Below are 22,855 nucleotides of genomic sequence, written 5' to 3'. Positions count from 1 at the left end.
TCTATCGATGCCCGCTGCGCCGTCCACCGTTTCCGCCACCGCCCGCGACATGCGCGCCGAGGCGCTGCACTGGCTTACGGAACCGGATCCGTCCGCCAAGGTGGCCGGGGTGCGCGCGGCCTGGCTCGCGTGGTCGGCGGCGGGCTGGCCGCAGTCGGGCTGGCTCGACCTGCACGCCATGCTCACACCCCCGCCGGATCGCCCGCTGCCGGGCCGCCCGTCGCGCCCGCGGCTGGTCGACCCGGCTGAGGTACCGGCGCGTTCCCCGTTCACGCCGGAGGGGCACGCGGCGCTGGCGCACGCCATCGCCCACATCGAGTTCAACGCCATCAACCTGGCGCTGGATGCGGTGTGGCGCTTCGACGGCCTGCCGCCCGACTTCTACCGCGACTGGTGGCGCGTAGCCGCGGAGGAGGCCGAGCACTTCGACCTGCTGCGCCAGCACCTGGCCACGCTGCCGCGGCCCGACGGCGGCCGCGGCTGGGCCTACGGCGACTTCGACGCCCACGACGGCCTGTGGACGATGTGCGCGCGCACCGCCGGCGACGTGGTGGCGCGCATGGCGCTGGTGCCGCGCACGCTGGAGGCGCGCGGGCTGGACGCCACGCCGCCGATCCAGGCCAAGCTGCGCCAGGCCGGCACGCCGCAGGCGCTGGCGCTGGCGGCGATCCTCGACGTCATCCTGCGCGACGAGGTTGGCCACGTGGCGATCGGCAACCGCTGGTACGGCTGGCTGTGCGCGCAGCGCGGGCTGGAGCCGCTGCCGCACTTCCGCCACTTGATGCGACAGTACCGCGCCCCGCGGCCGCGTCCGCCGCTCAACACGGAGGCGCGCCAGCGCGCGGGTTTTAGCGCCGCCGAGCTGGCGTGGCTGCAGCAAGCCCCCTGAAACGTCCGCCGCCACCTCGCTCGACCCTCGCTCGCTTCGCCCCCCCCTTCCACCCACCGCCCCATGGATATCGCCACTTGGAACGTGAATTCGCTCGCGGTGCGCCTGCCGCAGCTGCTGGACTGGCTGGCCGAGCGCGCCCCCGCCGTGGTGGCGCTGCAGGAACTCAAGCTGCCGCATGACAAGTTCCCGCACGAGGCGCTGGCGCAGGCCGGCTACCACGCCGCCTGGCTGGGCCAGAAGACCTACAACGGCGTGGCGTTGCTGGTGCGCGCGCCCGGCACGTTGACCGACGTGCAGCGCAACCTGCCGGGCCTGGACGACGAGCAGGCGCGCCTGATCGCCGCCACCGTGCAGCCCGCTGGCGCCGACGCACCGCTGCGCGTGGTTGGCGTCTACGTGCCCAACGGGCAGGCGCCCGGCAGCGACAAATTTGCCTACAAGATGCGCTGGCTGCAGGCGCTGCGCGGCTGGCTGGCCGGCGAGCTGGCGCGCCATCCGCGCCTCGTGCTCTTGGGCGACTTCAACATCACCTTCGACGACCGCGACGTCTGGGATCCGGAAGGGCTGCGCGGCGCCATCCACTGCACCGACGAGGAGCGCGCCCACCTGCAGGCGTTGCTGCAGCTGGGCCTGCACGACGCGCTGCGGCTGTTCGACCCGCCGCCCGGCACCTACACTTGGTGGGACTACCGGCAGCTCGCGTTCGTCAAGAACCGCGGCCTGCGCATCGACCACATCCTCGTCAGCGAGGCGCTGCGCCCGCTGGTGCGCGCCTGCACGATCGAGCGCGCGCTGCGCAAGCGAGCGCAGCCGAGCGACCACGCGCCGGTGGTGCTGACGCTCGACGGCTAACCGCGCGCCCGCCCCGGCGCGCCGGGGCGACGGCGGCGGCCTCACTCCATGCCGCGACTCAACCCATCCCCAGCTCCTGCAGCTTGCGCGTGATGGTGTTGCGCCCGATGCCGAGGCGCTGCGCGGCCTCGATGCGGCGGCCGTGCGTGGTCTGCAGGGCGGCGTCGATCAGGCAGCGTTCGAAGCGCTGCGTCAGCGTATCCCAGACGTCGCGCCGTCCCTCGGCCAGCAGCCGCTGCGCCTCGGCGCGCAGGCCCTCCTCCCAGCCGGGTGCCGGGGCGGCCGCAGCGGCCACCGCCGCGGCGGCCGCGGGCTGCGGCCACGACCCGCCGGGCGCGGCAGCGGGCGCCGGCTGGGCGGCCGCCAGCCCCTGCAGCACCTCCGGCGGCAGGTCCTTGACCTCCACCACCTGGGCCGGGGCCATCACCGTCAGCCAGTGGCAGAGGTTTTCCAGCTGGCGCACGTTGCCGGGAAAGTCAAACGCCTGCAGCGCCGCCAGCGCCGCATCCGACAGCCGCTTGGGCTCCACCGCCAGCTGGCGGGCGCTTTGCTGCAGGAAGAAGCGCGCCAGCAGCGGGATGTCCTCGCGCCGCTCGCGCAGCGGCGGCAGGCGCAGCCGGATGACGTTGAGGCGGTGGTACAGGTCCTCGCGGAACACGCCCTCGCGCACGCGCTGCTCCAGGTTCTGGTGCGTGGCGGCGATGACGCGCACATTGGCCTTCAGCGGCGCGTGGCCGCCGACGCGGTAGTAGTGCCCGTCCGACAGCACGCGCAGCAGGCGCGTCTGCAGCTCCAGCGGCATGTCGCCGATCTCGTCGAGGAACAGCGTGCCGCCCTCGGCCTGCTCGAAGCGGCCGCGGCGCTGCGCCTGCGCGCCGGTGAAGGCGCCGCGCTCGTGGCCGAACAGCTCGGACTCCAGCAGGTCCTTCGGGATCGCGGCGGTGTTGATGGCCACAAACGGCCCGCCGGCGCGCGGCGAGTGCTTGTGCAGCGCACGCGCCACCAGCTCCTTGCCGGTGCCGGACTCGCCGGTGATCAGCACCGTCACGTGGCTCTGGCTGAGCCGCCCGATGGCGCGGAAGACGTCCTGCATCGCCGGCGCCTGGCCCAGGATCTCGGGGGCGCTTTGGATCGCCTCGGCGGCCTGTTCCTCCTCGCGCAGGCTCTCCTCGACCGCGCGCCGGATCAGCTCCACCGCCTTGGGCAGGTCGAACGGCTTGGGCAGGTATTCGAACGCGCCGCCCTGGAACGCCGCCACGGCGCTGTCCAGGTCGGAGTAGGCGGTCATGATGATGACCGGCAGCCCGGGGCGCTGGCGGCGTACCTGCTCCAGCAGCTTGAGGCCGCTCGTGCCGGGCATGCGGATGTCGCTGACCAGCACCTGCGGCCCCTCGTCGGCGCCGTCGGCCAGCGCGTCCAGCACCGCCTTGGGCGCATCGAAGCTGCGCGTGGCCAGCCCCTCGCGCGCCAGCGCCTTCTCCAGCACGAAGCGGATGGAGGGGTCATCGTCGACGATCCAGATCGGTTTCATGGGCAAGCCTCGACGCTGCCGACCCCGCCCCGCCGGCCTACGACAGCGGGATCAGGATCGTGAAATCGGTGTGACCGGGCCGGCTGTCGCACTCGATCAGGCCCTGGTGCTGCTGCACGAAGGTCTGCGCCAGCGTCAGGCCGAGCCCCGTCCCCCCGTCGCGCCCGGACACCAGCGGATAGAAGATGCGGTCGCGGATGTCCTCGGGCACGCCGGGGCCGTTGTCGATCACATGCAATTCCAATGCCAGCCGCACGCGCCGCTTGCCGAACGTCACCTGGCGCTGCACGCGGGTGCGCAGCGTGATGCGGGCATCCCCCGCCTCGATGCGCTCGCGCAGCGCCTGCGCGGCGTTGTGGGCAAGATTCAGCACCGCCTGGATCAGCAGCTCGCGGTCGCCGCGGAATTCGGGGATCGAGGTGTCGTAGTCGCGCACCACCTCCAGACCGCGCGGGAACTCCGCCAGCAGGATCGCGCGCACGCGCTCGCACACCTCGTGGATGTTGACCTCGCCCCATTGCGGGGCACGGCGGTGCGGCGCCAGCAGCCGGTCCACCAGCGCCTGCAGCCGGTCGGCCTCGTGCACGATGACGTCGGTGTACTCCGCCAGGTCGGCGCGATCCCCGAGCTCCAGCTGCAGCAGCTGCGCCGCGCCGCGGATGCCGCCCAGCGGGTTTTTGATCTCGTGCGCGAGGTTGCGGATCAGCTCCTTGTTGGCCTGCGCCTGCTCCAGCAGCCGCTCCTCGCGCTCCTGGCGCGCCTGCTGCTCCAGCGGCAGCATCTCGACCACGCGCTGCTCGCGCGACTCGGTGGCGGCCAGCACCAGGTGCACCGGCAGCGGCTCACGCAGCAGGCGGCGCAGCTGCGTGTCGTAGCGCACCACGGCGTACTCGTGCGCCTGCGCGCCGTCCAGCGCGTTGCGCCACAGCTGCGGCTGCATGAGCCAGTCGGCCAGATCGACGCCGAGCAGGTTGCGGCGCGACAGGCCGATGGCGTCTTCCAGCGCGTGGTTGGCGAAGCGGATGCAGCCCTGGCCGTCGACCACCGCCACCAGGGTGGCCAGCAGGTCCAGCGCCGCGTATTCGGCGGGGGGGTGCGCGCGGGCCATCGGGCGCTCAGCGGGCGTCGGCCGCCGGCAGGCGCGCCAGCTCGCGCCGCAGCGCCGCCACGTCGGCCTCGGCGCGCTCGACGCGGGCGCGCAATTCGTCAGCTCGCGCCGACCCTGAAGCCGCCTCGCCACGCGTCCCGGCCGGACGGGCCGCCTGCGCTTGCGCCCACTCGGCGCGCGCCTGCTCCAGCCGCTCCTGCGCGCGCCGCAGTTCCTGCTCGAGGATGCGGCGCGCCTCCAGGTCGCGCTGACGCTGCTGGTCCGGGGTCACGCGCTCGGCCGGCGTGCGCGCCGCGCCGTTGGCGGCGCCGCTACCCGCCCCCGCCGATGAACCCGCTGCGGCTGCGGCTCCGGGGGGCGGCGCCGGGCGCGTGCCCTCGACGATCGTCAGGTTGCCGCCCAGCACCTCGCGGCAGCCCCGCGCGGCCGGGTCGGCGCCGGGGTTGTTGGTGTACTCGTTGCCGCAGCGCCAGATCTTGCCGCCCTGGGCCAGCGCCGGCACGGCAGCCACCAGCGCCGCCGCCAGCACGGCGCCCCCCATCCCGCATCGCTTCGGATTCGCTCGCATGGCCATGCACCACAGTATCCCCGAAAACGCCGCGGGGCGGCACGCCGGCCGCCCCGCCATCATCGGATGGCCCCTACCGGGGCGCCGTCAACGCCTGCCTTACAGGCTGTAGTACATGTCGAACTCGACCGGATGCGGCACCATGCGGAACCGGGTCACCTCCTGCATCTTCAGCTCGATGTAGGCGTCGATCATCGAGTCGGTGAAGACGCCGCCCTTGGTCAGGAAGGCGCGATCCTTGTCGAGATACTCGAGAGCCTGGTCGAGGCTGTGGCAGACGGTCGGCACCAGCTTGTCCTCCTCCGGCGGCAGGTGGTAGAGGTCCTTGGTGGCGGCCTCGCCCGGGTGGATCTTATTCTCCACGCCGTCCAGACCGGCCATCAGCAGCGCCGCGAAGCACAGGTACGGGTTGGCCATCGGGTCCGGGAAACGCGCCTCGATACGGCGCGCCTTCGGGTTGGCCACGTAGGGGATGCGGATCGAGGCCGAGCGGTTGCGCGCCGAGTAGGCCAGCTTGACCGGGGCCTCGAAGCCCGGCACCAGGCGCTTGTAGCTGTTGGTGGTCGGGTTGGTGATGGCGTTGAGCGCGCGGGCGTGCTTGATGATGCCGCCGATGTAGTACAGCGCGAAGTCGCTCAAGCCCGCGTAGCCGTCACCGGCGAACAGGTTCTTGCCGTCCTTCCACACCGACTGGTGCACGTGCATGCCGCTGCCGTTGTCACCGGCCATTGGCTTGGGCATGAAGGTGGCGGTCTTGCCGTAGCGCTCGGCCACGTTCCAGATCACGTACTTGAGCGTCTGCGTCCAGTCGGCGCGCTCCACCAGCGTGCTGAACTTGGTGCCGATCTCGCACTGGCCGGCGCCGGCCACCTCGTGGTGGAACACTTCCACCGGGATGCCGAGCTTCTCGAGGATCAGCACCATCTCGGCGCGCATGTCATGCGAGCTGTCCACCGGCGGCACGGGGAAGTAGCCCCCCTTAACCGCGGGGCGGTGGCCGCGGTTGCCGTTCTCATACTTGGTGCCGGTGTTCCATGACGCCTCGTATTCCTCGATCTCGTACCCCACCTTGCCCATCGAGGTGTTCCAAGTCACGCTGTCGAAGACGAAGAACTCCGGCTCGGGACCGAAATAGGCGGTATCCCCCAGGCCCGAGGCCTTCAGGTAGGCTTCGGCGCGCTTGGCGATCGAGCGCGGGTCGCGGTCGTAGGCCTTGCCGTCGCTCGGCTCGATGACGTCGCACTGCAGGAACAGCGTCGTCTCCTCGTAGAACGGGTCGATGTTGGCCGTGTTGGGGTCGGGCATCAGCAGCATGTCGGAGGCCTCGATGCCCTTCCAGCCGGCGATCGACGAACCATCGAAGGCATGACCCGAGGTGAACTTGTCCTCGCTGAAGGCGGAGATCGGCACGGTGACGTGCTGCTCCTTGCCCCGGGTGTCGGTGAAGCGGAAATCGACGAACTTGACGTCGTTTTCCTTGATCATGTTCATGACGTCGGCGACGGTCTTGGCCATGCCAGTGCTCCTTGTTGGATCAGGGGGTCAAAAAACGGTGCTGAAAGGAAAGCAGAATCCGTGCCACAGGGTGGCGGCGGAGGGTGACGACGGTGTGACGGCCACGGACCGACCTCACCGAAACGAAGATTGCACCACAATAGTGCAATGCCTGAAGTTGGTGCATCGTCAGCGCACCAGTTCGGGGCCGAGCGCCTGACCTTGGGCACGCAGGCCCTCCAGCAGCGCGCGCCAGGCCGGCTCGACCGCCTCGGCGGAACCCTTGACGCCGAGCTCGATGTGGCGCCCGTACTGCGGATGGTCGACGCTGGGCAGGCTGAACACCTTGACGCCGGGGAACTGCGCCTCGATGCGCTCCATCAGGGGGGTGAGCGCCGCCTCCATCGCGCGCAGCACGATGACCGAGCGCTCGCACAGACGCGCCAGGCCGTGCAGGTGCGGGTAGAGCGTATCGAGCACCCACTCGGCCATCGGCCACGCCATGACCGGAAAGCCCGGCAGGAAGTGCACGACGCCGCCACCCGGCCCGCGGCAGGTGAAGCCGGGGATCCTGTTGTACGGGTTGGGGATCAGCGTCGCCCCGATGGGCAGCACGCCCATCTGCAGCCGCTGCACGTTGTCGGGGCGATCCGGCTCGAACGGCACGCCCTGCTCGGCGGCGACCTCGCGCATGCGCTGCTCGATCAGAGCCTTGGCCTCGGGATGCAACGTCAGCTCCACGCCCAGCGCCGCCGCCGCAGCCTGCCGCGTGTGGTCGTCGGGCGTGGCGCCGATGCCGCCGGTGGAAAAGACGATGTCGGACCCGGCGAAGGCTTGCCGCAGCGCGTCGGTGATCAGCGCGCGGTCGTCGCCGACGTAGCGCGCCCAGGCCAAGGCCAGGCCGCGCGCCTGCAGCAGCTCGATGAAGCGGCTCAGGTGCTTGTCCTGGCGCTTGCCGGAGAGGATCTCGTCGCCGATGACGAGCAGGCCGAAGCGGGGGATGGGGTTCATGCAGGAGGAATCAGGACTGGGGTTCGGGGGGCGGGCTGGCCGGCGGCAGCACGCGCGCCGGCGCGTCGATGACGCGGTCGGATGCGCAGGCGGGGACAGGCGCCGGCGCGCAAGCCGGCGGCGTTGCGCCAGAGACCGAACCTTGCGCGCGCTGCGCCGCCAGCGCCGCCAACAGATAATGCACAAACCAAAGCGACGCCAGCGCGAACACCAGGGTGTAAATCCAGATCGCCAGCGGCAGCAGCAGCGGCGCCAGCGCGATGAACATCGCCCCCGAAGCCCACAACACGCTGGGCGCGGCGCTCAGCAGGCCGCTGGCCACGCCCATCGCCAGCAGCGGCAGGCGGTGACGCTGCATCAGCGCGCGGCGCTCCGCGGCGCTGGCGTGCTCGGCCAACGCGTCGAAGGCCAGGACGCGCTGCGTGAGCCAACCGCCGATCAACGCCGGCAGCACCAACGCCAGCGGCGGAATCAGCCACAGCGGCAACGTAATGACCAGCAGCAGCAGGGCCAGCAAAGTGGACCATCCCGACCACGCCAGACTGCCCCACCAGCTGGCGCCGCGCAGCCGCTGCAGATCCGGAAAGCGCCGCGCCGCCACCCAGTCCACCAACGCCGGGGTCATCGTCAGCGACACCAGCAACAGCGCCCCCATCACGATCAGCGGGGTGGCCAGCACGAGCACCAACAGCGGCGCCACCACCGCGCGCAGCCCCGTCAGCCCCACGCTGTCCAGCCAGGCGAACACAAATTCCACCAACGACCAGGACTCCAACCAGTGGAGCATGGCGTCCACCGCGCGGTCCCAAAAAAAGTAGCCCAGCGCGAACGACGCCACCCCCATCAGCGCCAGCGGCAGCAGAGACAAGGCGATCACGCGCGGGTGCAAGCCATACGCCACCGCGCGCCAAAATGATCCTATCAGCAGGCCCATGAGCCCTCAAGCATACCGCGTGGGGCAGCCGGCAGGTCTGCCGCGCATGCGCGACAATCGAGCGATTGTTTCGTTCGCCCCATGATCCGCCGCCTGCAAACCCTGCTGCCCAGCCGTGAACGGCTGCACCAAATGCGCTGGCTGCGCTGGCTTGGCCCGCGCCTGCATCACCCGCGCCTGTGGCATTTCAGCCGACGCGGGCTGGCGCTCGGGCTGGCGTTGGGGGTGTTCTTCGGGCTGCTGATCCCGGTGGCGCAGATCCCGTTTGCGGCCACGCTGGCGGTGCTGCTGCGCGCCCATTTGCCCGCCGCGGTGGCCAGCACGCTGGTCACCAATCCGGTTACGTTCGGGCCTGTGTATTACGGCGCCTATAAACTCGGACAAGCCATTTTGGGGCGGCCCTCGGAACAAGCGGATGAATCCCCCCCATCGTTTCCGGACGATGCCGCGCACGCCCAAGGCTCGTGGTGGGATGCGCTGGTGGCGCTGTGGGATTGGGTGACCGACGTCGGCAAGCCCTTGGTGCTGGGGCTGGCCATCGTGGCCACCGTCAGCGCGATTTTGATTTACGTTCTGGTGCACGGCATCTGGGTGCTGAAGGTGCGCTGGGCGCGTCAACGGCGTCGCAGGCAGCGTTGGCGCCGCACCTCCTGATGCATTTGCTGAAAACCCGGCTGAGACCTGCGCCTGCCGTGCTGGGCATGGTCGCGCTCGGGCTGTCAAAGATCGGCGCGAGCGGCTTGCTCCCAAGCCTGCTGGGCCGCAAGCGGCTCGCCACGCTGCTGCGCCAGTTCCGCCAAGGCCACCCAGGCGCGCCGCTGCAGCCGGCCCGGCGGCAGCCCGCGCGCCGCTTGCTGCAACAGCAGCTGGGCTTTGCCCCACAGGCCGCGCACGCGGCACGCTTGCCCCGCCACATACTGCAGCACCGGATCCTGCGGCCAGCGCTGTTGCGCTTCTTCCAGCCGGGCTAGCCAGTGAGGTTCCAGCTGCGGCAGCCAGGCATCCAGCTGCTCAGCCCATTGGCAGCGCTCGGACTCGGCCAGTCGGTCGTAGCCAGCCCAGGCCACGCGGATGGCCTCATCCACCACGCGCGGCAAGCCGCCGTCCAAGGCCGGCCAAGCCAGCGCCTGCGCCCGGCGCAGCACCTCCAGCGCGCGCTGGGGATCCTGGCGCTCGCTGCCTTGCAGACCGCGCCAGATGGCCAGCAGCGCTTGCGCATCGGCTGCAGCGCGCACGGCGTCACGCCACAAGCTGCGCAACAGGGTCTGGGCGGCTTCAGGGGAGAGCGCGCGGTGCTTGGCCAACAGGCGCGCCATCTCAAGGGCAGCTGCAGTGTCGTGACGCAGCTGCGCCAACCGCAAGCGCAGCCGCACCGCTTGAATACGCCGCGCTGCCCCCTGCGGCAAAGCGGCCAGATACTCCGCCGCCGCCGCGGCATCGCCCGCCTCCAGCGCCCATTGAGCCGCGCGCAGCAAGGCGCCCTCACGCGCCGAGGGGGCGTCGTGACCGTGTTCGGGCGCCAGCGCCGCTTGCAGCCAGGCGTCGCGCTGCGCCGTCTGGCCCAAGGCATGGGCGCTTTCCGCCGCCGCCAGGTGGGCCAGCACCCACAGCGCGCCACGCCATGGGGCGGCAGGCGCATCCGGCTGGTTGAGTCGCTCGATCGCTTCACGGGCGGCGTTGCGCGCGCGCACAAAGCGCCCCGCCAGCAAATGCCCCTGCGCTTGCAGCAGCAGTCCAACCGTGGCCCGCTCGTGCTGCAAGGCGCGCCAGCGCCGCGCGCGCCGGGGCAGGTCGCGCAGCAGCGCCACGCCACGCAAGGCGCCGTAGAGCAGCGCAAAGCCCAGCGCCAGCGCGATGACGACGAGGTTGAACGACACATCCACGCGCCACGGCGGCCAAAACAGCGATACGGTTGCCGGGTTGTCGCCCATCAGCAGCGCGGCGGCCACCGCCAACGCGGCCCAGAGCAGCCAGCCGAAGATGCTTTTCACGCCGACCTCCCCGCGGCCCGCCGACGCAAGCGGCACGCGCGCATGTCAACGCCCTCCCGCCGCGGCCGCCAGCGCCGCCAGCGTCTCCTCGGGTCTGGGCAGGTGGTCATGGCGCAGATCGCGCAGCAGTTCGTCCAGCGCGCGCAGCACAGGCTGCATCAGCGCCGCCTCGGTGTCGAAGTAGCGCCGCACGTGCGTTTGCAGCACGCGCAGATCGGCTCGAGCGCCATCGAACTGCCGCGCCAGCACCGCCAGACGGGCGTTGAGCAGCAGCAGTCGCGCGTTTTCGCGCAGAAAATAAGCTTGTTCAGGCGCAAGGAGCAAGGCGTCAGGGTGCTCGATGCGGCGAATGCGCACCAGCTCACCGGCGGCATGCTGAATGCGCTGCCCGATCCACTGGGCTTGAGCCTGCAACCATGAGCGCAGCCGCTCCCAGGCGTCATCGGCAGGCGGCTGCGCCGACTGGGCGGCTGCGGTGGTCTGCGCCGCAGCGCGCGGCGGCTTCGATGCAGGACGCGCGGCGGGGGGATCATTGCGCAGCGGCCACTCATCGACGGCGCGCGCCAGCTCGTCCAGCCGCGCCACCAGCGCTGGCACATCCACCAGGGTGGCGGCGCGGATGCGCTCCAAATCGCGCCCAATGGCGCGCTGCACCGGGTTGAGCCGCGGCTGCGCCGCGCGCTCGATGCGCTGCTGCGCGCCCTGCAGCGCCGACACCATCGGCTGCACGCTGCCGGTGAGCTCGCTTTGCTGGATGGCCAGCCGCAGCGCGGCTTCCAGGTCCTGCACCAGCGCATCGTCGCGCGAGCGCGACACCGCCAGCATCAGCTCCTCCAGCTGGCTGCGCTGCAGGCTGACTTCGGCCACGCGCAGCTCCAGCACCCCCAGGCGCGCCTGCAAGTCCTGGGCCAGCGTCTGCGCTTGTTCGGTTTGAGCGCGCGCTGCGGCCAGCTCGGTTTGCAGCTGCTGGGTGCGCCGCGCCAGCTCCTCCTGCGTGCGTCCCAAGCGCTGCAGCAGCACCGCGCTGGCCGCCAACGCCGCGCCGGCTAGGCCCACGGCCAGCCACGGCCACGCCTTGGCCCACCGGGGGGAAGACACGGGCGGAGCCGACGCGTTTGCTGCAGAGGCCAGGGTGTCGTTCACCCCATCGATTCTAGAGCTTGCAGCACATCGCGCAGATCGGGACGCGCGGTCTGCACGCGGCCAAATCCGGCCTGCTGGGCGGCTTCGGCGATGCGGGGATGGGTGGCAAGGGCCAAGGCATCCTGCCAGCGCTGCTGCGGCAGCAGCCGGCGCAGGTGGGTCACCGCCTCCGCGCTGCTGAACAGCCAGACCGCATCCTGCGCGCAGCGCTGCGCCAGCGCGCGTTGCGCGGCGGTCCAGCGCGGAGCTTGGCGTCGATAAACCGCAACCTCCCGGGCCTGCCCCCCCGCAGCCCGAACCTGCTGCAGCAAGGTGTCACGCCCCATCCGACCGTCTTCGGAAATTCCGCGCAGCACCAACAGCCGCCACCCAGGGCGCACCTGAGACGCCACGCGCGGCCATAGGGTTTCGCTGTCCATCTGGTCGGCATCAGGGGCCACGCTGTCCACGCGGTTCGCAGGCACCCCCCAAGCCTGCAGCGCGCGCGCGGTGCCCGGGCCCGGCGCCCAGCCGCGCATCGGCTCGGGCGGCGGGGGCCAGCCCGCGCGGCGCATCACCTCCACCGCCGTGGGGCTGACCACCATCACCGCATCATCCAGGGCTCCTTCAGCCCAAGGCGGCGGCATGCCGGGCTCCAGCAGGCTTTCGATCGCCAGCAGCGGCAGCCACTGCACGGGCCAGCCCGCGGCGCGCAGCGTCTGCGCCCACGCCGACGCTTGGCCTTGCGGCCGGGTCACCACCACGGTGCGGCGAGCCATCGAGATCGCCAGGGCGTGGTTCAACAGGATGGAGCCACCCGCGCCCCTTGCTCAAGCAGAGCGCGGGCGGCCTGCTCGCCCAGGGCGCGCGCCTGCTCCAGCGAGGCCGCTTCAGCCTGCAACTCAACGCGACAAAGCCGATCGGGCTGCTGCGCATCGCCCCATAGGGCGTGCAAGGTCAGCAAGCCTGCCTCGCCGGGGGCTTGCGGAACCGATCCTGCCCATTGCGCGTAAGCCGCCAGCGGCACCGAGCAGCTGCCCCCCAGCGCGCGCGACACCGATCGCTCGGCCTCCACGGCGCACCATGTGGGCCAATGCGCCAGAGGCTGCAACGCCGCGGCGACGTCGGCGCGCTCGGCCCGGATCTCGATGCCCAGCGCCCCCTGGCCTGCGGCTGGCAACAGCTCGTGCGGCTCCAGGATGCGCCGGATGCGCGCTTGCAAGCCCAGGCGCTTCAAGCCCGCGGCGGCCAGCACGATGGCGTGATAGAGCCCTTCATCCAGCTTGCGCAAGCGTGTGTCGAGGTTGCCGCGCAGCGGCTCGATGCGCACGTCGTCGCGGCCCAGCCGCCGCAGCCAGGCGCGCAGCTGCACCAGGCGGCGCAGGCTCGAGGTGCCGATCACCGCGCCTTGCGGCAGCGCCTCGGGCCCGTCGCCGAGGGAAGACACCCAGGCGTCGCGCGGATCCTCGCGCGCCGTCACGCACGCCAGCGCGAAGCCCGCCGGCAGCTCCATCGGCACATCTTTGAGCGAGTGCACCGCCAGGTCGGCGCGCCCCTCCTCCAGCGCCACCTCCAGCTCTTTGACAAAGAGGCCCTTGCCGCCGACCTTGGAAAGCACCCGATCCAGAATCTGGTCGCCGCGCGTGGTCATGCCCAAAAGCCGCACGCGGTGGCCGCCGGCTTGCAGGCGGGCTTGCACATGCTCAGCCTGCCACAAGGCCAAGCGGCTTTCGCGCGTGGCGATCGTAAGGTCGAGGCTGGGGTCAGCTGGATAGGGCCCAATGGCCGCGGCAACGGCAGTCATGCATCCGATGCTAGCACGGCGCCCTCGCCGCGCAGCGCCTCGCGCACCGCCGCCAGCTGGCGGCGTGAAACTTGCAGGCGTTCCGGCACGCCGTCCAGCCGCACCACCCAGCCGTCAAACGCCTCGCCCTGGGGGCTGGCGCTGCGCTCATGCACGCGCTCCAGCGCGCGCAGGCGCTGACGCGCCACCAGCGCATTGCGGTGCACGCGCAACCAGCGCTGGGGTTGGGTGCGCTCGAACTCGTGCAGCGCGCCGTCATAGATGTAGCTGCGTTGCGGCGTGCGCACGGTCACATACTTCAGCTCGGCTTTCAGATAGACCACATCATCCAGCCAGACGCGCTCGGTGCGTCCGCGCTCGTGAATGATCAGCGCCGGCGGGCTGGACGGCGCCGCTGCGCCGCCGCGAGCCGCCGTCTCCGCGGAACCCGCATGGGCGCGCCAGCGGCGCGCCTTATCCAGCGCTTGGCGCAGGCGTTGCAGCCGCACCGGTTTGGTCAGGTAGTCCACCGCGTCCAGCTCAAAGGCTTGGATGGCGTGCTCCGCGTGCGCGGTGACGAACACCAACGCTGGCGCCGAAGGCTTTTGCCGCAACAGCGCCGCCAAACGCAAGCCATCCAAGCCGGGCATCTGCACGTCCAGCAGGGCCACGTCCCACGGCTCCTGATCCAGGCGCACCAGCGCGGCGGCGGCATCACCGGCCTCACCCACAATGGCCTGGGGTTCCAGCTCGGCCAGCATGTCAACCAGTCGCTGACGCGCCAGCGCTTCGTCGTCCACCACCAGCACCCGCGTGACCATGGCTTTCGTTGCTCCCTCGTGGCCTCGTTAAAATCTTGCGAGTTTCGTGCAGGCCAGGCGCATTGGATTTGCACCCCTTGCTTTATACCTTTGGCGGCACGCCGGCGTCCAGTCTGATCCTCCCTCATGCCATCGTCCCAACTTGAAGCCAAGTCGCATGCTTGGTCGGCCCTGTTTTCCGAGCCGATGAGCGAGCTGGTGCAGCGCTACACCGCCAGCGTGTTCTTCGACAAGCGCCTCTGGAAGGCCGACATCCAGGGCAGCCTGGCCCACGCCGAGATGCTCGCGGCGCAGGGCATCCTCAGCGCGCAGGACTGGGCCGACATCCAGCGCGGCATGGCGCAGATCGCCGCCGAGATCGAGGCCGGCACCTTCCATTGGCGGCTGGAGCTGGAAGACGTGCACCTCAACATCGAGGCGCGGCTGACGCAGCTGGTGGGCGACGCCGGCAAGCGGCTGCACACCGGCCGCAGCCGCAACGACCAGGTGGCCACCGACGTGCGCCTGTGGCTGCGCGACGAGATCGACGCCATCGCCGCGCTGCTGCGCGAGCTGCAGGCCGCGCTGGTGGAGGTGGCCGCGCGGCACGTGGACGTGATCCTGCCGGGCTTCACGCACCTGCAGGTGGCGCAGCCGGTGAGCTTCGCGCACCACCTGCTGGCTTACGTGGAAATGTTCGCGCGCGACGAGGAGCGGCTGGCCGACGTGCGCCGCCGCACCAACCGCCTGCCGCTGGGCAGCGCGGCGCTGGCCGGCGCCACCTACCCGCTGGATCGCGCGCGCGTGGCGCGCACGCTCGGCATGGTGGATGAACACGGCGAGCCGCAGCTGTGCATGAACAGCCTGGACGCCGTCAGCGATCGCGACTTCGCCATCGAGTTCAGCGCCGCCGCCGCGCTGATCATGGTGCACGTCAGCCGCCTGAGCGAGGAGCTGATCCTGTGGATGAGCCAGAACTTCGGCTTCGTCCGCATCGCCGACCGCTTCACCACCGGCAGCTCCATCATGCCGCAGAAGAAAAACCCCGACGTGCCGGAGCTGGCGCGCGGCAAGACCGGCCGCGTCGTCGGCCACCTGATGGCGCTGCTGACGCTGATGAAGGGCCAGCCGCTGGCCTACAACAAGGACAACCAGGAAGACAAGGAGCCGCTGTTCGACACGGTGGACACGGTGAAGGACACGCTGCGCATCTTCACCGACATGATCGGCGGCGAGCGCGACCCCGCCACCGGGCAGCGCTCGGGGGGCCTGACGGTGAACCGCGAGGCGATGGAGGCCGCGGCGCGGCGCGGCTACGCCACCGCCACCGACCTGGCGGACTACCTGGTCAAGAAGGGCGTGCCGTTTCGCGACGCGCACGAGACGGTGGCCGCGGCGGTGCGTTGGGCCAGCGAGCGCGGCGTGGACTTGAGCGAGCTGCCGCTGGAGGAGCTGCGCCGCTTCCACCCCGGCATCGAGGCCGACGTCTATGACGTGCTGAGCCTGGCCGGCAGCCTGGCGGCGCGCAACACGCTGGGTGGCACCGCGCCGCAGCAGGTGTGGCAGCAGATCGAGCGCCACCGCGCGCGGCTGGGGCTGGCCGCGGTCTGATGCCCCCGCGGCGGCGGTCTTGGATGGCCCGCCAACGGCCAACAGCCGTTGTCAAGGGTCGGCCCCGCCGAAAAGTCGGCCCGACGAGGCGGACCGACACCCCGCCGCCTCTTCGTTGCGCCGGATCCGGCGCAACGGCGCATTCAGGCCAGCGCCGCCTCCGCGCAGCAGCCCTTGGGGGCCGCGGTCGCGTCCCCTTCCTGCGGCTGCACCAGCTTGCGGTAGTAGGTGGGCAGCGCAAACAGCGCCGGGTGCACCTCGGCGTTGTAGTACTGCAGGTTCGGCAGCGCCGCCACGCGCGCCTGCAGCGTGGCCGCATCCAGCGCGCGCGGCTGCAGCCGGTCGGAGGCGATGGCAAAGCCCCAGTACGCCCCATAGAGCGGGATATAGAGCCCGAACGGGTGCACCTGCTCGAACACCGCGCGCAGCTCGGCGTTGATGCGGCGCACCTGCTGCGGCTCGAACACCGGCGTGCCGGTGTGCAGCACCACCGCCCCGCCCGGGTTCAAGATGCGCTTCAGCGAGCGGAAGAACGGCTCCTGATAGAGCGAACCAGCCGGCGTCTCCGGGTCGGTCAGATCCAGCAGGATGAGGTCGAAGCGCTCCGAAGTCTCGGCCACGAACTGCAGGCCGTCCCCAATGCGCACCTCCAGCCGCGGGTCGTCAAAGACGCCGCGATGCACCGCCCGCAGATGCTCCTTGGCGATGGCCACCACGTCGCCGTCCAGCTCGGCCATCACGACGCGCTCGACGCTGCGGTGCTTGAGCACCTCCTCCGCCGCGCCGCCGTCGCCGCCGCCGATGATCAGCACGCGCTGCGGCGCGCCATGCGCCACCGCCGCCGGGTGCACCAGGCACTCGTGGTAGTAGAACTCCTCGCCTTCGGAGGTCATGAAGTGCCCGTCGATGCGCATCGCCAGGCCGAAGCGCGGCGTGCGCATCAGCTCGATCGTCTGGTACGGGCTGCGGCGGCTCAGCACCCGCTCGCTGCTGGTGTAGCCGTAGACCGCATCGCCCTCGTCGTTGAGCGCCTCCAGGATCGTCTCCGCCGGCGGACGCTGCTCGCTGCCGCGCTGCAGGCGGTGGATCTCGCTGCGGCCGGGCTCGAAGGCCGCCACGATCTCGCGCAACAGCGCCTCGGCCTTGGCCGAGTTGTCGGTGGTGAAGTTGCAGACGTAGACGTCCAGCGTCACCGCGCGGCGCTCCGGCCACGTGTGCACTGCCAGGTGCGACTCGGCCAGCAGTAGCATGCCGGTGACGCCGCCGGGCTGGCCGTTGTACGGCGGAAACGGATACCACTTCTCGTCGACCAGGGTCAGCCCCACCCCGATCGTGTGGCGCCGGCACAGCTCGGCCAGCGCCGCCGCGTCGGTCATCAGACCGTCGGCCCCTCGGCAGTCATACAGATCAGCCGTCAGATGAAGCCCTTGCATGGCTCAATCCCCCATCCAATCGTGTTGCACCACCAGACCGAAGCGGCCTGGACGAAACTATGGATTCTACCCCAACCCGCTGCAAGCAAAAGAATTGAGCTCGCTTGATGGCGCGCGCGACGGCTCAAGCCGGGATGGCCAGAAAACGCAAAAGCCCCTAAATGGGGCCTTGACCTCAAGGATGATGCCCACGGCCACGCCGTGGGTGACCGCCGGGCTAAGCTGTCTGAGCTTTAGCGAAAGCGCGGCTGCGCCTTGGTGGCCAGCTCGCCGGGCAAGCCGGCCAGGTAGTTGGCGATCTGCTTCAGCTCAGCGTGGCTGAACTGCTGCGTGATGCCAGCCATGATCGGATTGGCTCGACCGATGTGCGGGTTGCCCTGGATGTTGTAAGCCTTTAACGCCACGTAAAGGTAGTCGGCGTGCTGCCCGGCAATTTTCGGGTAGCTCGGATCGATCGGGGTGCTGAAGTTGGCCCCGTGGCATGAGGCGCATGCCCCTTTTTCGATCAACGCAGCCACCGTCGCCGACGGCGCGCGCACCTGCTCGGGCGCCTTGGCTTGGTGGTGGCCGCTGTAAAACGCCGCCAAATCGGCGATGTCTTGATCGGAAAGCGAGCCGGCGATGCCGCGCATCGTCGGATGCTTGCGATCCCCCTTGCGGTAAGCTTGTAAGGCCGCCGCGATATAGCCTGCTGATTGCCCCGAAATCATCGGCACGCGATGAATTTCTGGAAAGCTGTTCTGATAGCCTGGAATGCCATGGCAGCCGATGCACATCGCGGCCTTGGCCTCTCCCGCCTTGGCGTCGCCTGCCGCTTGGGCCGCAGCGCTGGAAGCGCCCATCAACATCGCGGCGGCTGCCGCTAAAGGAAGCAGGAAGGTCGGCACTCGTTTCATACTGCTGGCACCATCGCAACGATGTTTGACAAAAATCAATATCCGATTATATAGACTGCGTGCTCAGCCCAGCGGATGAGCCCCCCGTCATGAGGCAGGATTTTCCCTAGCCCCCTGCCCGACCGTCATCCAGGAAACCCTAATGATGCGCTTTGAGGGTTCTGCCCACTACGTCGCCACCCCCGACCTGCTGCTGGCGGTCAACGCCGCCATCCGCCTGCAACGCCCGCTGCTGCTCAAGGGCGAACCCGGCACCGGCAAGACCATGCTGGCCGAAGAGGTGGCGCGGGCGCTGGATCTGCCGCTGTTGCAGTGGCACATCAAGTCCACCACCAAGGCCCAGCACGGGCTCTATGAGTACGACGCCGTCAGCCGCCTGCGCGACAGCCAGCTCGGCGACGACCGCGTGCGCGACATCCGCAACTACATCGTCAAGGGCGTGCTGTGGGAGGCGTTCGCCTCCGAGCGCCCGGTGGCGCTGCTGATCGACGAGATCGACAAGGCCGACATCGAATTTCCGAACGACCTGCTGCGCGAGCTCGACCGCATGGAATTCCACTGCCACGAGACGCGCGAGACGATCCGCGCGCGCCACCGGCCGCTGGTCTTCATCACCTCCAACAACGAGAAGGAGCTGCCTGACGCCTTCCTGCGGCGCTGCTTCTTCCACTACATCCGCTTCCCCGACCCGGCGACGATGCGGCGCATCGTCGAGGTGCACTTCCCCGGCCTGCGCGAGGAGCTGGTGGCCGCGGCGCTGAAGGTGTTCTTCGACGTGCGCCAGCTGCCGGGCCTGAAGAAACGCCCCTCGACCTCGGAGCTGCTGGACTGGCTCAAGCTGCTGGCCGCGGAGGATATCGCGCCGCAGCAGCTGGCCGCCGGCGAAGGCCAGATCGCCGTGCCGCCGCTCGTGGGCGCGCTGCTGAAGAACGAGCACGACCTCGTGCTGCTCGAAAAGCTTGTCTTCATGAACCAGCGCAACCGCTGATCCCGGCGCGCTGGCGCGAACGACCCCTGGATATACACTTTGCGTATATCCAACGAGGAGCCTGCCATGCCCGAAGCCGCGGTGTTCATGTCCGGCAACAGCCAGGCGGTCCGGCTGCCCAAGGCGTTCCGCTTCCAGGGCAAGACGGTGGAAATCCTGCGCCGGGGCGACGAGGTGGTGCTGCGCGAGAAGCGCCGCACGCTGGCCGAGGCGCTGGGCGACTGGCCGCCGCTGCCGCCCGAGGAAGCGCAGGCGTGGGACGCCGCGCTGGCCGACGCGCGCGCCGAAGCGCCGCAGGACCGCGACTGGGACGCGCTGCTCGGCACCCCGGCCCCAAGATGACCTGGCTGCTGGGCACCAACACGGTGAGCTGCTTTCTACGCGATCATGACCGCGGGCTCACCGAGCGCCTGATGGCCTGCGCACCGGATACGCTCGCGGTCTCGGTGGTCACCGTCGGAGAGCTGCGCTTTGGCCTGCAGCGTCTGGGCGAAAGCCGGCGCGCCAGCGTGCTGGCGCTGCGGCTTGACAAGCTGCCGCAAGCCATCCCGATCCTGCCGCTGCCGGAGCAGGCTGCCACGCACTACGGCCGCATCCGCCACCACCTGCAGGCGCAGGGCACGCCGATCGGCGGCAACGACCTGTGGCTGGCAGCGCATGCGTTGGCCCAGGATCTGACGCTGGTCAGCCACAACCTGGGCGAGTTCGGGCGCGTGCCCGGCCTGCAGGTCGAAAGCTGGCTCGGTCCTGCCGCGACCGAGGAGCCAGCGCCATGCTGACCGGCTTCTTCTACACGTTGCGCGCGGCGGGCCTGCCGGTGTCGGTGCGCGAGTACCTGACGCTGCTGGAGGCGCTGCAGGCCGGCGTGGTCGGGCCGTTGAGCGAGGACGCCTGCTCGATCGAGGACTTCTATCATCTCGCCCGCACCACGCTGGTCAAGGACGAGCGGCATTACGACAAGTTCGACCGCGCCTTTGCCGCCTACTTCCATGGGGTGGAGCAGATCGCCGACTTCACCCGGGAGATCCCCGCCGACTGGCTGCGCCAGACGCTGCAGCGGCTGCTGAGCGACGAGCAGAGGGCCAACGCCCCGCGCTACGACTACGACGAGCTGTTCGAGGAGCTCAAGAAACGCCTCGAGGAGCAGAAGGAGCGCCACGCCGGCGGCAGCAAATGGATCGGCACCGGCGGCACCAGCCCGTTCGGGCACGGCGGCCACAACCCGCAGGGCATCCGCATCGGCGGCAAGGGCGGGGGCAGGAGCGCCGTCAAGGTGTGGGAGCAGCGCAGCTACCGCGACTACGACGACACGCAGGAGCTGGGCACGCGCAACATCAAGATGGCGCTGCGGCGGCTGCGGCGCTTCGCGCGCGACGGCGCGGAGCTGGAGCTGGACCTGCCGGGCACCATCCGCGCCACGGCGGCCAACGCCGGCTGGCTCGACCTCAGGATGGTGCCGCAGCGCCACAACCGCGTGAAGGTGCTGCTGCTGATGGATGTCGGCGGCACGATGGACGAGCACATCCCGCGCGTGGAGGAACTCTTCTCGGCGGCGCGGGCCGAATTCAAGCACCTGGAGTTCTATTACTTCCACAACTGCGTTTACGACTACGTGTGGAGGAACAACCGGCGCCGCTACGCCGAGAAGCTGCCGACGTGGGACCTCATCCGCACCTACAACAAGGACTGGCGGCTGATCCTCGTCGGCGACGCAACGATGAGCCCCTATGAGATCCTGCAGCCCGGCGGCAGCGTCGAGCACCACAACGAGGAGCCCGGCGCCGAGTGGCTGCAGCGCCTCACGCACGCCTTCCCGCACCACGTCTGGCTCAACCCCGAGCCGCAGGCCCTGTGGGAGTACCGCCCGAGCATCGGGCTGATCCGCCAGTTGGTTGGCGGCCGCATGTTTCCGATGACCCTGCGCGGTCTGGAAGAGGCCATGCGGCTGCTGTCGCGATAAGGGCACCCTCGTGCGACCACGGCAGGGCGCAATCGATTCAAATCCCAAGCCGGCCAGCGCGGCTCGCCCGCCCCGCGGCCACCGGGGGTTGAGCGCGGCTGCACTCAGCCTGGCGGCGCTGGTGGCCGGCTGCGCCACTGCACCGACGGCGCCGACCACCGCGCCGTCGGCCCCACCGCCCGCGTTTACCCTGGTGGTGGATGCCCCAGCGCCGCTGGATAGCTGGCTGCGCCAGCACCTCGACATCCAGCGGTTTCGCGAAGAGGCCGACCTCAGCCCGCAGGAACTGCAACGCCTGGCCGACGACGCGCCCGCCGATGCGCGGCGCTTGCTGACCACGCAAGGCTATTTCAGCCCTGAGGTTCAGGCGCAGCTGCGCCCCAGCGCCTCAGGCCCGCCCGAGCTGCACCTGCGGGTCGAACCCGGCCCGCGCACCCAAGTGGCCAGCATCGCCGTGCGCGTGCTGGGGCCGGACGGCGCACCCGACCCCGCGCTCCAAGCGCAGGCGCGCACGGCCTGGTCGCTGACCGTCGGGCAGCCCTTCACCCAAGCCGGCTGGGATGACGCCAAGCGAGCCGCCTTGGCCGCCGTGCGGCGACGCGCCTACCCTCAAGCCGCCTGGCGTCATACCCTGGCCGACATCGATCCCGAAACCGCTGCTGCGCACCTGCACGCGGAGCTGGCCAGCGGGCCGCCGGTGCGCTGGGGCGAAGTGCGCGTCGAAGGCGCGCAGCGCTACCCCGCGCAACAGGCGCTGCGCTGGGCGCAGCTGGCTGGCTTGCGCGCCGGGGAGCTGTACGACGAGGCGGTCTTGCAGGCGGTGCAGCGGCACGTCAGCGCCAGCCCGCACTACGACGCGGCGTTCGTCCGCCTGGATGACGATGGCGACCCTGCCGCCTACCCCGTGCGCTTGCAAGTGCGCGAAGCCCCGCGGCAACAGCTCACCGCCGCGCTGGGCTACACCAGCGAGCGGGGAGCGCGGCTGCAGCTCGACCATGCCCATTTGCGCGTACCCGGCGTGGATGCGGCGGCGCGCCACAGCCTGCTGCTCTCCGCGCCTCAGCGCCAACTCAACAGCGACTGGACCGGCTGGCTTGACGCCCGAGGCTGGCAATGGCGCGGCGGGCTACAGCTGGGCTGGCGCGACGACGGCCCAGCGCGACTGGCCACGCAGCAGCTGCGCGTCGCGCGCGAGCAGCCGGGGCTGACCTGGCAGCGCAGCGGGTTCGTGCAAGGCGATGCCTCGCGGGAAAACCGCGCCCACGGCCCCTCGCAGCGCGCGCGCAGCCTCAGCGCTGGCATCACCTGGGTGCGCCGCGCCTTTGATGCCTTGGACGATCCTGAACAGGGGCACGGACTGGCGATCGAGGCGGCTGTCGGCGGCACCCTGGTGGAGCGGCGTCGCCCCTACGCGCGGCTAAAAGCCCGCTGGACCCAGATCTGGCCAACGCCGACCCTGTCGGGCCGCGTGGTGACCAGCGCGGAGGCCGGACAGGTCTGGGCCGCCAGGGAAGTGGCTGTTCCGGCGGGACTGCGCTTTTTGGCTGGCGGGGACGGCAGCGTGCGCGGCTACGCCCCGGGCAGTCTGGGCGTGCCGCAGCCCGGCGGGGGCGTTCAGCCCGCGCGGCGGCTGTGGCGCGCCAGCGTGGAATGGCAGCGTCCCTGGGCGCTAGAGGGTTCCGCGCCGGGGCTATGGGAGGGGGTCTGGTTTGTCGATGTCGCCGCCATCGGCGACCGACATGCAACGATGCGAACATTTTCGGGCGTCGGCGTTGGCGTACGCTACCGCTCCCCCGTCGGCCCGGTGCGCGTGGAGGCCGCTTACGGCGTGCAAGCCCGCCAAGTTCGCCTGCACGTCAGCGTCGGCTTTGCGTTCTAGCG

General features: G+C 70.4%; 22 protein-coding genes. 9 read left to right on the top strand and 13 right to left on the bottom strand.

The annotated features are described in order from the left end of the window. Nucleotides 1-7: 7 nt before the first annotated feature. Both Talka_RS00420 and Talka_RS00415 read left to right on the top strand, forming a co-directional pair. Nucleotides 8-889 carry a ferritin-like domain-containing protein gene (locus Talka_RS00420; protein WP_246100503.1) on the top strand — a complete coding sequence of 294 codons (882 nt, stop codon included), beginning with the start codon at nucleotides 8-10 and terminating at the stop codon, nucleotides 887-889. 63 nt (nucleotides 890-952) lie between these two features. Next, entirely contained in the window at nucleotides 953-1,744 is a 792-nt protein-coding gene (locus Talka_RS00415; RefSeq protein ID WP_143889059.1) for an exodeoxyribonuclease III, read from the top strand. A gap of 58 nt (nucleotides 1,745-1,802) precedes the next feature. On the opposite strand, the gene ntrC is transcribed toward Talka_RS00415, so the two are convergent. The 6 genes from ntrC to Talka_RS00385 all read right to left on the bottom strand — a co-directional run bounded on the left by ntrC (nucleotide 1,803) and on the right by Talka_RS00385 (nucleotide 8,390). Continuing rightward, entirely contained in the window at nucleotides 1,803-3,275 is a 1,473-nt protein-coding gene (ntrC, locus tag Talka_RS00410; protein WP_143889058.1) for a nitrogen regulation protein NR(I), read from the bottom strand. A 37-nt stretch (nucleotides 3,276-3,312) separates the two neighbouring features. Then, nucleotides 3,313-4,383 carry a nitrogen regulation protein NR(II) gene (glnL, locus tag Talka_RS00405; protein WP_143889057.1) on the bottom strand — a complete coding sequence of 357 codons (1,071 nt, stop codon included), beginning with the start codon at nucleotides 4,381-4,383 and terminating at the stop codon, nucleotides 3,313-3,315. Between the two features lie 7 nt (nucleotides 4,384-4,390). Then, nucleotides 4,391-4,924, bottom strand: coding sequence for an efflux RND transporter periplasmic adaptor subunit (locus tag Talka_RS00400; protein WP_143889056.1), 534 nt, complete (start codon nucleotides 4,922-4,924; stop codon nucleotides 4,391-4,393). 126 nt (nucleotides 4,925-5,050) lie between these two features. Next, nucleotides 5,051-6,466 (bottom strand): type I glutamate--ammonia ligase, encoded by a 1,416-nt coding sequence (gene glnA, locus Talka_RS00395; RefSeq protein ID WP_143889055.1) that lies wholly within the window; start codon nucleotides 6,464-6,466, stop codon nucleotides 5,051-5,053. Nucleotides 6,467-6,634: 168 nt separating this feature from the next. Further along, nucleotides 6,635-7,456 (bottom strand): competence/damage-inducible protein A, encoded by an 822-nt coding sequence (locus tag Talka_RS00390; RefSeq protein ID WP_143889054.1) that lies wholly within the window; start codon nucleotides 7,454-7,456, stop codon nucleotides 6,635-6,637. 10 nt (nucleotides 7,457-7,466) lie between these two features. After that, complete coding sequence (locus Talka_RS00385; protein ID WP_143889053.1) at nucleotides 7,467-8,390, bottom strand: EI24 domain-containing protein; 924 nt, start codon at nucleotides 8,388-8,390, stop codon at nucleotides 7,467-7,469. An 81-nt stretch (nucleotides 8,391-8,471) separates the two neighbouring features. On the opposite strand from Talka_RS00385, the gene Talka_RS00380 reads away from it, so the two are divergent. Continuing rightward, nucleotides 8,472-9,044, top strand: coding sequence for a DUF2062 domain-containing protein (locus tag Talka_RS00380; RefSeq protein WP_143889052.1), 573 nt, complete (start codon nucleotides 8,472-8,474; stop codon nucleotides 9,042-9,044). A 65-nt stretch (nucleotides 9,045-9,109) separates the two neighbouring features. Here Talka_RS00380 and Talka_RS00375 read toward each other — a convergent pair whose 3' ends face one another. From Talka_RS00375 to Talka_RS00355, 5 genes are read right to left on the bottom strand one after another with little or no spacing between them, the layout of a single operon-like run. Next, entirely contained in the window at nucleotides 9,110-10,381 is a 1,272-nt protein-coding gene (locus tag Talka_RS00375) for a heme biosynthesis HemY N-terminal domain-containing protein (protein WP_143889051.1), read from the bottom strand. 45 nt (nucleotides 10,382-10,426) lie between these two features. Continuing rightward, entirely contained in the window at nucleotides 10,427-11,479 is a 1,053-nt protein-coding gene (locus Talka_RS00370) for a uroporphyrinogen-III C-methyltransferase (RefSeq protein WP_246100502.1), read from the bottom strand. Between the two features lie 41 nt (nucleotides 11,480-11,520). Next, nucleotides 11,521-12,282, bottom strand: a complete 762-nt coding sequence (locus Talka_RS00365; RefSeq protein ID WP_143889050.1) for a uroporphyrinogen-III synthase — start codon at nucleotides 12,280-12,282, stop codon at nucleotides 11,521-11,523. Between the two features lie 20 nt (nucleotides 12,283-12,302). Further along, nucleotides 12,303-13,307 (bottom strand): hydroxymethylbilane synthase, encoded by a 1,005-nt coding sequence (gene hemC, locus Talka_RS00360; RefSeq protein WP_143889049.1) that lies wholly within the window; start codon nucleotides 13,305-13,307, stop codon nucleotides 12,303-12,305. After that, nucleotides 13,304-14,107, bottom strand: coding sequence for a LytR/AlgR family response regulator transcription factor (locus Talka_RS00355; protein ID WP_143889048.1), 804 nt, complete (start codon nucleotides 14,105-14,107; stop codon nucleotides 13,304-13,306). The genes hemC and Talka_RS00355 overlap by 4 nt, the downstream gene beginning before the upstream one ends. Nucleotides 14,108-14,233: 126 nt before the next feature. On the opposite strand from Talka_RS00355, the gene argH reads away from it, so the two are divergent. Continuing rightward, on the top strand, nucleotides 14,234-15,697 hold the full coding sequence (gene argH, locus Talka_RS00350) for an argininosuccinate lyase (RefSeq protein ID WP_143889047.1): 1,464 nt from the start codon (nucleotides 14,234-14,236) through the stop codon (nucleotides 15,695-15,697). A gap of 143 nt (nucleotides 15,698-15,840) precedes the next feature. On the opposite strand, the gene speE is transcribed toward argH, so the two are convergent. Together speE and Talka_RS00340 are read right to left on the bottom strand one after the other, a co-directional pair. Beyond that, complete coding sequence (speE, locus tag Talka_RS00345; RefSeq protein WP_143889046.1) at nucleotides 15,841-17,130, bottom strand: polyamine aminopropyltransferase; 1,290 nt, start codon at nucleotides 17,128-17,130, stop codon at nucleotides 15,841-15,843. A gap of 233 nt (nucleotides 17,131-17,363) precedes the next feature. Next, nucleotides 17,364-18,026 carry a c-type cytochrome gene (locus Talka_RS00340; protein WP_143889433.1) on the bottom strand — a complete coding sequence of 221 codons (663 nt, stop codon included), beginning with the start codon at nucleotides 18,024-18,026 and terminating at the stop codon, nucleotides 17,364-17,366. Between the two features lie 145 nt (nucleotides 18,027-18,171). On the opposite strand from Talka_RS00340, the gene Talka_RS00335 reads away from it, so the two are divergent. The 5 genes from Talka_RS00335 to Talka_RS00315 all read left to right on the top strand — a co-directional run bounded on the left by Talka_RS00335 (nucleotide 18,172) and on the right by Talka_RS00315 (nucleotide 22,853). Next, complete coding sequence (locus tag Talka_RS00335) at nucleotides 18,172-19,014, top strand: AAA family ATPase (RefSeq protein ID WP_143889432.1); 843 nt, start codon at nucleotides 18,172-18,174, stop codon at nucleotides 19,012-19,014. A 66-nt stretch (nucleotides 19,015-19,080) separates the two neighbouring features. After that, complete coding sequence (locus Talka_RS00330) at nucleotides 19,081-19,356, top strand: antitoxin (protein WP_143889045.1); 276 nt, start codon at nucleotides 19,081-19,083, stop codon at nucleotides 19,354-19,356. Beyond that, nucleotides 19,353-19,793 carry a PIN domain-containing protein gene (locus Talka_RS00325; protein WP_143889044.1) on the top strand — a complete coding sequence of 147 codons (441 nt, stop codon included), beginning with the start codon at nucleotides 19,353-19,355 and terminating at the stop codon, nucleotides 19,791-19,793. Before Talka_RS00330 ends, Talka_RS00325 begins: the two co-directional genes overlap by 4 nt. Beyond that, nucleotides 19,787-20,974 carry a vWA domain-containing protein gene (locus tag Talka_RS00320; protein ID WP_143889043.1) on the top strand — a complete coding sequence of 396 codons (1,188 nt, stop codon included), beginning with the start codon at nucleotides 19,787-19,789 and terminating at the stop codon, nucleotides 20,972-20,974. Before Talka_RS00325 ends, Talka_RS00320 begins: the two co-directional genes overlap by 7 nt. Nucleotides 20,975-21,062: 88 nt before the next feature. Further along, nucleotides 21,063-22,853, top strand: a complete 1,791-nt coding sequence (locus tag Talka_RS00315; protein WP_185970005.1) for an autotransporter assembly complex protein TamA — start codon at nucleotides 21,063-21,065, stop codon at nucleotides 22,851-22,853. Nucleotides 22,854-22,855: the final 2 nt, after the last annotated feature.

Origin of the sequence: Tepidimonas alkaliphilus (assembly GCF_007556595.1) — a bacterium.
Lineage (GTDB): Bacteria > Pseudomonadota > Gammaproteobacteria > Burkholderiales > Burkholderiaceae_C > Tepidimonas > Tepidimonas alkaliphila.
The sequence above is the reverse complement of the archived record's forward strand: the minus strand, read 5'-3'. Positions and strand labels throughout refer to the sequence as shown.

What these genes read in the sequence shown, in the direction of transcription:
- Talka_RS00400 (WP_143889056.1), bottom strand. Translation starts at nt 4,924, where the DNA reads ATGGGGGGCGCCGTGCTGGCGGCGGCGCTGGTGGCTGCCGTGCCGGCG.
- Talka_RS00320 (WP_143889043.1), top strand. Translation starts at nt 19,787, where the DNA reads ATGCTGACCGGCTTCTTCTACACGTTGCGCGCGGCGGGCCTGCCGGTG.
- argH (WP_143889047.1), top strand. Translation starts at nt 14,234, where the DNA reads ATGCCATCGTCCCAACTTGAAGCCAAGTCGCATGCTTGGTCGGCCCTG.
- Talka_RS00380 (WP_143889052.1), top strand. Translation starts at nt 8,472, where the DNA reads ATGATCCGCCGCCTGCAAACCCTGCTGCCCAGCCGTGAACGGCTGCAC.
- glnL (WP_143889057.1), bottom strand. Translation starts at nt 4,383, where the DNA reads ATGGCCCGCGCGCACCCCCCCGCCGAATACGCGGCGCTGGACCTGCTG.
- Talka_RS00335 (WP_143889432.1), top strand. Translation starts at nt 18,172, where the DNA reads ATGCGCTTTGAGGGTTCTGCCCACTACGTCGCCACCCCCGACCTGCTG.
- Talka_RS00340 (WP_143889433.1), bottom strand. Translation starts at nt 18,026, where the DNA reads ATGAAACGAGTGCCGACCTTCCTGCTTCCTTTAGCGGCAGCCGCCGCG.
- Talka_RS00420 (WP_246100503.1), top strand. Translation starts at nt 8, where the DNA reads ATGCCCGCTGCGCCGTCCACCGTTTCCGCCACCGCCCGCGACATGCGC.
- Talka_RS00415 (WP_143889059.1), top strand. Translation starts at nt 953, where the DNA reads ATGGATATCGCCACTTGGAACGTGAATTCGCTCGCGGTGCGCCTGCCG.
- ntrC (WP_143889058.1), bottom strand. Translation starts at nt 3,275, where the DNA reads ATGAAACCGATCTGGATCGTCGACGATGACCCCTCCATCCGCTTCGTG.
- glnA (WP_143889055.1), bottom strand. Translation starts at nt 6,466, where the DNA reads ATGGCCAAGACCGTCGCCGACGTCATGAACATGATCAAGGAAAACGAC.
- Talka_RS00330 (WP_143889045.1), top strand. Translation starts at nt 19,081, where the DNA reads ATGCCCGAAGCCGCGGTGTTCATGTCCGGCAACAGCCAGGCGGTCCGG.
- Talka_RS00355 (WP_143889048.1), bottom strand. Translation starts at nt 14,107, where the DNA reads ATGGTCACGCGGGTGCTGGTGGTGGACGACGAAGCGCTGGCGCGTCAG.
- hemC (WP_143889049.1), bottom strand. Translation starts at nt 13,307, where the DNA reads ATGACTGCCGTTGCCGCGGCCATTGGGCCCTATCCAGCTGACCCCAGC.
- Talka_RS00385 (WP_143889053.1), bottom strand. Translation starts at nt 8,390, where the DNA reads ATGGGCCTGCTGATAGGATCATTTTGGCGCGCGGTGGCGTATGGCTTG.
- Talka_RS00390 (WP_143889054.1), bottom strand. Translation starts at nt 7,456, where the DNA reads ATGAACCCCATCCCCCGCTTCGGCCTGCTCGTCATCGGCGACGAGATC.
- Talka_RS00325 (WP_143889044.1), top strand. Translation starts at nt 19,353, where the DNA reads ATGACCTGGCTGCTGGGCACCAACACGGTGAGCTGCTTTCTACGCGAT.
- Talka_RS00365 (WP_143889050.1), bottom strand. Translation starts at nt 12,282, where the DNA reads ATGGCTCGCCGCACCGTGGTGGTGACCCGGCCGCAAGGCCAAGCGTCG.
- speE (WP_143889046.1), bottom strand. Translation starts at nt 17,130, where the DNA reads ATGCAAGGGCTTCATCTGACGGCTGATCTGTATGACTGCCGAGGGGCC.